This window comes from Phenylobacterium sp. (genome assembly GCF_025934275.1).
GTDB lineage: Bacteria > Pseudomonadota > Alphaproteobacteria > Caulobacterales > Caulobacteraceae > Phenylobacterium.
The window spans coordinates 1-4,954 of record NZ_JAICYI010000100.1 but is presented as its reverse complement, the minus strand read 5'-3'; the positions used below and the strand labels follow the sequence as shown (position 1 = coordinate 4,954).

General features: G+C 71.2%; 5 protein-coding genes. 3 read left to right on the top strand and 2 right to left on the bottom strand.

Annotation, left to right across the window (positions count from 1 at the left end; all coding sequences use genetic code 11):
* Positions 1-2,082, bottom strand: a 2,082-nt coding sequence (locus Q0W60_RS17190) for a DNA translocase FtsK 4TM domain-containing protein (protein WP_297697303.1), incomplete at its 3' end; no start/stop codon positions are given.
* A 141-nt stretch (positions 2,083-2,223) separates the two neighbouring features.
* Here Q0W60_RS17190 and Q0W60_RS17185 point away from each other — a divergent pair.
* Positions 2,224-2,610 carry a hypothetical protein gene (locus Q0W60_RS17185; protein ID WP_297697302.1) on the top strand — a complete coding sequence of 129 codons (387 nt, stop codon included), beginning with the start codon at positions 2,224-2,226 and terminating at the stop codon, positions 2,608-2,610.
* A 10-nt stretch (positions 2,611-2,620) separates the two neighbouring features.
* On the opposite strand, the gene Q0W60_RS17180 is transcribed toward Q0W60_RS17185, so the two are convergent.
* Complete coding sequence (locus tag Q0W60_RS17180; RefSeq protein WP_297697301.1) at positions 2,621-3,481, bottom strand: dienelactone hydrolase family protein; 861 nt, start codon at positions 3,479-3,481, stop codon at positions 2,621-2,623.
* Between the two features lie 112 nt (positions 3,482-3,593).
* On the opposite strand from Q0W60_RS17180, the gene Q0W60_RS17175 reads away from it, so the two are divergent.
* Both Q0W60_RS17175 and Q0W60_RS17170 read left to right on the top strand, forming a co-directional pair.
* Positions 3,594-4,073, top strand: a complete 480-nt coding sequence (locus Q0W60_RS17175; protein ID WP_297697300.1) for a hypothetical protein — start codon at positions 3,594-3,596, stop codon at positions 4,071-4,073.
* Positions 4,074-4,268: 195 nt separating this feature from the next.
* Positions 4,269-4,954, top strand: a 686-nt coding sequence (locus Q0W60_RS17170; RefSeq protein ID WP_297697299.1) for an Hsp70 family protein, incomplete at its 3' end; no start/stop codon positions are given.

Genomic DNA, 4,954 nt, shown 5'->3' with positions numbered 1-4,954 from the left:
GGTGACTTCCTCCAGATACTGCGGCTGGCCCTGCCCGCGCAGGAACTTGGCGACGGCCTCGACTTCCTCGTCGGATACGAACGGGCCGTGCAGGCGGGTGATGCGCCCGCCGCCGGCCATGTAGAGCATGTCGCCCTGGCCCAGCAGCTGCTCGGCGCCCTGCTCGCCCAGGATGGTGCGGGAATCGATCTTGGAGGTGACCTGGAAGGAGATCCGGGTCGGGAAGTTCGCCTTGATCGTGCCCGTGATCACGTCGACCGAGGGGCGCTGGGTGGCCATGATCAGGTGGATGCCCGCCGCGCGCGCCATCTGCGCCAGCCGCTGCACGGCGCCTTCGATGTCCTTGCCGGCCACCATCATCAGGTCGGCGACTTCGTCGATGATCACCACGAGGTATGGCATGGGCTCCGGCGATATCTTCTCGGATTCGAAGATCGCCCGACCCGCCTCGTCGAAGCCGGTCTGCACGGTGCGCTCGAAGTGCTCGCCCTTGGCGGCCGCCTCGCGGGCGCGCTCGTTGTATGAGGCGATGTTGCGCACGCCGATCTTCGACATCCGCCGATAGCGGTCCTCCATCTCGCGGACCGTCCACTTCAGCGCCACGATGGCTTTCTTCGGATCGGTGACCACCGGCGCCAGCAGGTGCGGGATGCCGTCGTAGACCGACAGCTCGAGCATCTTCGGGTCGACCATGATCAGCCGGCACTGGTCCGGCGTCAGCCGGTAGAGGATCGACAGGATCATGGCGTTGACGCCGACGCTCTTGCCCGAGCCGGTGGTCCCGGCGATCAGGAGGTGGGGCATCTTGGCCAGGTCGGCGATGTACGGCTCGCCGCCAATCGTCTCGCCCAGCGCCACCGGCAGCACCTGGCCGCCGCGCTCGTACTCGTGAGCGGCCAGGAGGTCGCGTAGATAGACGGTCTCACGCTTCTGGTTCGGCAGCTCGATGCCGATGGCGTTGCGGCCCGGCACCACCGAGACGCGGCAGGCGGCGACGCTCATCGACCGGGCGATGTCGTCGGAGAGCGCGACCACGCGGGCGGACTTCACGCCCGCCGCCGGCACCAGCTCGTAGAGGGTGACCACCGGGCCCGGGCGGATCTGGTCGACCGCGCCGCGCACGCCGAACTCGGCGAGCACGCTTTCCAGGAGCTGCGCGTTCTGGCGCAGCGCGGCCTCGTCGAAGGCTGCGGCGCGCGGCTTCGCCTTGGCCAGCATGGAGAGCTCCGGCAGGCGGAAGCCGCCGGCCTGGACGAAATCGAAGGTGACCTGCGCCTCGCGCTCTTCGCGGGCCGACTGGCGGGGCGGCGCCTTGGGCGGCTTGACCTTGAGCGGGCCGGCCTCCAGCGGCTCCAGGGCTTCGTCGAGCGCGGTCGCGGGGATGCCGGTCTCGCGCAGCGCGCGGCGTCCGGCGCGCGTCGCCCGGACGCCGGCGATCGCCGGCTTCGGCTTCGGCCGCAGCGCCGCGACCGCCCAGGCCAGCGCGCCCGATAGGTCGAGCCGGCGCAGGCCCAGCGCATAGGCGAGGCTCACAGCCGCGATCACCCCCAGCGCCGCGCCGGCGGCCGGCCGCGCGGCGGGGACATGGGCGAGCGCGAGGAGCCGTGCAGCGCCGCCGAGCAGGGCCTCGCCCCAGAAGCCGCCGAGTCCCCGGGCCAGCGGCCAGTCGGCCGGCGGCGGCGGCAGCGACAGAGCCGCGGCGAGCGCAAGGGTTCCGGCCGCGCCGGCCAAGGCGCGGAGACGCAGCGACAGACGCGTCGCCCGCACGTCGGCGACGCTGACGCGCGAGAGGCCGAACACCACCAAGAGCAGGGCGACCGCGCCGCAGGCGAGGCCCAGCGACTGGACGCCGAGGTCGGCCAGCACCGCCCCCGGCCCGCCCAGCGCATTGCCGATCCGTTCCGCGCCGGCGGCGTTCACGCTGGGATCGGCGGGATTGTAGGTGGCGATGGCTGCGGCCAGCGCCGCGCCGAACGCGGCGATGACACCGCCGCGCATCCGGGCGGCCTGCGGATGGCTCCAGACGAGGCCCGCGACCTCGATCGCCCAGGCCATTCCCGTCTTCCGCGCCGCCCGCGCCATGCCGCCTCCGAAGCTCGCACCACCTCCGCCTGTTTGCAGCGCGAGCCGTTAACGGCCGTTTACTTTGCGCCGAGCTTGGCTGCGGAAGGCGCCTTCCACTGGCCCGGTCCGCACACTAGGGTCGCGCCGATGATCTGGACGATGCCCCGCCCCGTGGTGCAGGCCGCCGGCGGCCTCTTGGCGATCGCGGCGATCGGCTCCTTCACCATGGGCGTGATCAACGCCCCGGAGCGCGGCCGTCTGCCCGGCGAACGCCCGGCCGGGGCGCCGAAGGGCCCCGCGGCGCCGATCGCGGCCACCGAGGCCACCCCGCTCGCGCAGGAGCGCATCGAGGCGCCGCCGCCGCCGCCGCCGAAGGAAGACAAGTCGGACGATGCGAGCGCCGAGGAGGCCGCTGCGGACAAGGCCGACCAGCCTACGTCGGCCCCGCCGACGCCGACCAACGCGACCCAGCCGCAACCCACCCTGCAGCTGCCGACCGACACCAACGCCACGGCTCCCAGCCCCGACGAAGAGCCGCCGCACTAAGGCGCGTGCGCTACGCCACCCCGTGCTGCGCGAACCAGGCGAGCATGCGCTTCCAGCCGTCCGCGCCGGCGGCGGCGTTGTAGCTCGGCCGGTAGTCGGCGAGGAAGCCGTGCTGGGCGTCGGGATAGACGACGATGTCCACGGTCTTGCCATCCGCCTTGGCCGCCGCGCGCATCGCCTCGACGTCGGCCTGGGAGATGCCGCGGTCCTGGCCGCCATAGAGGCCGAGCACCGGGCATTTCAGGTCCTTCACCGCCTCCAGCGGCGCGGTGCGCGGATAGGGTCCGGGCTTCAGCGGGCCATACCAGGCGACGCCCGCCTTGAACTCGCCGAAGGTCTCGCAGTCGCGCCAGGTCGCCCCGCCGCCCCAGCAGAAGCCGGTCACGCCGAGCCGGTTCATATCGCTGAACGCCTGCGCCCGCAGGTACTTCAGCGATGCCGTGGTGTCGCCCAGCACCTGGGCTTCCGGCGTCGCCTGCACGATCTTCATCACCGCGCCCATGTCGGTGGTCTTGGACGGATCCCCCGCGCGTACGAAGAGGTCCGGGGCGAGCGCCACGTAGCCGGCCTTGGCGAGTCGCCGGCAGATGTCCTTGACCCACTCGTGCAACCCGAAGATCTCGGAGTTGACCAGCACGACGGCGTGCTTGCCGCCGCCGGCGGGGCGCGCCAGGTAGGCCGGGATCTTGCGGTCGGCGGTCGGGATCTCGACCATCGCGGCGGCGAGGCCGGCCTCGTCGGTGTGGATCGGATCGGCCTCCGCCGAGAAGCCCGCCACGGCGTAGCCGCTCGCCAGCGCCATGGCGATCGAGCGCCGGGTGATCTCGGGGTTCCTGATCCAGGCCGTCTTCTCGTCGGGGACCATGTCCATGGGGCGCCTCCACGCATCGCGTGCTGTTGATCGCGGGCGCGATCCTGCCTCCCCGGCGAAGCGGGAGTCAAAGCGGAACCGGACGGCGCGCGGTGCGTCTGGCCAGATGTGGATGAACCCGACCTTCGACCGCATGACGCCGCTCTCCTGGCGCCGGCTCACCGCCGGCGAGCGGGGGCTCGCGGCCGAGGTGTTCGGCGAGGCCCTGGACGCCGCCCGCGTCCGCGTCCTGGCGCTGCCGCTCTGGCCGCGCGCCTTCGTGGCAGGCGCACGGCTGATGGTCTGGCCGGCGGCCGGCGCATGGGCCGACTTCGCCGCCGCGCCCGTGCTGCTGCAGGCGGTGTTCGTCCACGAGCTGACCCATGTCTGGCAGGCGCAGGCCGGCGTCTTCCTGCCGCTCGCCAAGCTCAGGGCCGGCGACGGCCCCGCGGCCTACGCCTACGACCTCGTCGACGGGCGGGCGTTCGGCGAGCGCAACATCGAGCAGCAGGCGATGATCGTGCAGCACGCCTTCCTGAGCGCCCGCGGCCAGCGCGCGCCGCATGCGCCGGAGCTCTACGCCCAGGCCTCGGGCGCGTGGCGGCGGAGTTGAGCCATGTCCCTGTCCCGATTGGGGGCTTTCCCCTTGCAGCCCCCGCAATTTCCCCCATATCGCCTGTCGACGGGTTTCCCCGCGTGGGGCGATCCGGCCGTGGCTTAAGCGACCGGGGGCGTGCGCAAATCTGGAGCGCTTCGCAATGAAGGCTTCACCGCGACGTCCGCCAACAAGGAGCGAGAAAGTTACTCAATGAGCAAGATCATCGGCATCGACCTCGGCACCACGAACTCGTGCGTGGCGATCATGGACGGCAAGCAGCCGAAGGTGATCGAGAACGCGGAAGGCGCGCGGACTACGCCTTCGGTGGTGGCCTTCATGGAGGACGGCGAGCGCCTGGTGGGCCAGCCCGCCAAGCGGCAGGCGGTCACCAATCCGAGCAACACCTTCTTCGCCATCAAGCGGCTGATCGGGCGCACCTACAACGATCCGATGGTGGAGAAGGACAAGGGCATGGTGCCCTACGAGATCGTCAAGGGCCCGAACGGCGACGCCTGGGTGCGCGCCCACGGCAAGGACTACTCGCCCCAGCAGATCTCCGCCTTCATCCTGATGAAGCTCAAGGAGGACGCCGAGCGTCACCTGGGCGAGAAGATCGAGAAGGCGGTCATCACCGTTCCGGCTTATTTCAACGACGCCCAGCGGCAGGCGACCAAGGACGCCGGCAAGATCGCGGGCCTCGAGGTGCTGCGGATCATCAACGAGCCCACCGCCGCGGCGCTGGCCTACGGCCTCGACAAGAACGAAGGCAAGAAGATCGCCGTCTATGACCTGGGCGGCGGCACCTTCGACATCTCCATCCTGGAGATCGGCGACGGCGTCTTCGAGGTGAAGTCGACCAACGGGGACACCTTCCTGGGCGGCGAGGACTTCGACCT